Annotated in this window: 1 protein-coding gene and 1 pseudogene; both read left to right on the forward strand. The window is 42.7% G+C overall.

The genetic code is table 11. The features are described from left to right. A partial coding sequence (locus C943_RS21640; RefSeq protein WP_281166968.1) for an FISUMP domain-containing protein occupies positions 1–531 on the forward strand: 531 nt, incomplete at its 5' end. 22 nt (positions 532–553) lie between these two features. After that, positions 554–1,065: pseudogene (locus C943_RS21145) on the forward strand (hypothetical protein); the annotation flags it as partial.

Raw genomic sequence — 1,065 nt, forward strand, 5'->3', positions numbered from 1 at the left:
CGTGATGGGAATGTTTACAAAATCGTAAAAATAGGTGACCAGGTATGGTTTGCGGAAAATTTGAAATATGCCTCAGGAATTTGCTATGACAATCAGCCAGAAAATTGTGAGGAGTATGGCTATCTCTATGAGGGTACCCCAGAGTGCCCGCTTGGTTGGCATGTTCCAAGCAAAGGAGAATGGGAAATCCTTATTAATCACCTAGGGGGAAGCGAATTAGCTGGAGGGAAATTGAAATCTGTCGAAGGCTGGAATGAACCAAATGTAGGTGCGACTAATGAAAGTGGGTTTACTGGATTGCCCGGAGGTCAGAGTATTTGGGTGGTGTGTTGCGAGGATGAAACTGAATTTTTTAATATGGGAATCCGCGGAGTATGGTGGAGTTCAACAGGGTTTGTAGATGAAGAAAACCCCGAACGTTTTGGCCCCTACCTGATGTCCTTGTCAAATGGGGAGAATGCTGCTAGAATAAATGAGGTCAATATTAATGAAACTATCCAGGCCTTCTCTTGCCGTTGTATCAAAGATTAATCTCAATCAAAACCCAAAAAAAGTGAAAACTCAAAAACAGTTCGGCACCCAAAACTACCTTGTGGTTTTGTTTGTATTTGGATTGTTGTTTTCCTGTGAGCAATTAGCTCCTGTGGAAGAGCCTATAGCTGTATTGGAAGAATTTCAAGACCTTTCCGGATTAGCAATTGAATTGGAAGATGATCCAATCAATGGCAGGTTAATTTATTCTTCAGATTGTGAATCTGATTGCATAGAACCAGGAAGTGGAAATTACTTTGCCATAAGGGATTCTAAAACCAAAAGTTCCGGCATCAACACAAAAAAGGTCTCCTACAAAGCCTATAACACCGAGGACAGGTTTGTGGCAAAGGCCAAATTTGAGATCACCGCGGGGCCATCCCAAGCAAAAGCCTCTATCACGATCCAGATCAACGGAAAGAAAAAGGAATTCAAAGCCGTCCCTTCCGGCTACACTGCCACCTTTTCCATCCCACTCGATAAGGGATGGGATAAATGTGACCAGGTCACGTTTTCCATTATACAAAAAGGGCT

The sequence above is a fragment of the Mariniradius saccharolyticus AK6 genome, from assembly GCF_000330725.2.
In the GTDB taxonomy this organism is placed as follows: Bacteria; Bacteroidota; Bacteroidia; order Cytophagales; family Cyclobacteriaceae; genus Mariniradius; species Mariniradius saccharolyticus.